The organism is Trebonia kvetii, assembly GCF_007827045.1.
In the GTDB taxonomy this organism is placed as follows: domain Bacteria; phylum Actinomycetota; class Actinomycetes; order Streptosporangiales; family Streptosporangiaceae; genus Trebonia; species Trebonia kvetii.
In genome coordinates, this window is record NZ_RPFW01000070.1 from 1 (window position 1) to 323 (window position 323).

Here is a 323-nt window from a genome sequence, read left to right on the forward strand (position 1 = left end):
GTTCGGCAACTCCGCAGCCCGCTTCGAGAAGATCAGGAGCTATTCGCGGATGCGCATGGCGCTGTTCATCAGCAAGCGCAAACGCAGGTCACGGGAGTTCGGCTGGTCGGTCGTTGCCTACCAGTCCCCGAACCAGCTCGGGCTGGTCACCTTGTCAGGAATCGTCGTCGACCCCAGGCCCTTCCGGGACTGGCGCGGAAAGCCGAATGCCGGCGGTGAACGGCGTCGGTGAGCCGTGTGCGGGAGAACCGCACGCACGGTTCGAGGCGGCGGGGACTGGAAACGAAGCAGACCTGGCCAAGGACACTGGGGTGGCACAACCG

General features: G+C 65.3%; 1 protein-coding gene. It reads left to right on the plus strand.

The genetic code is table 11. The annotated features are described in order from the left end of the window. A partial coding sequence (locus EAS64_RS43020) for a hypothetical protein (RefSeq protein WP_222850058.1) occupies window positions 1–232 on the plus strand: 232 nt, incomplete at its 5' end. Window positions 233–323 lie beyond the last annotated feature (91 nt).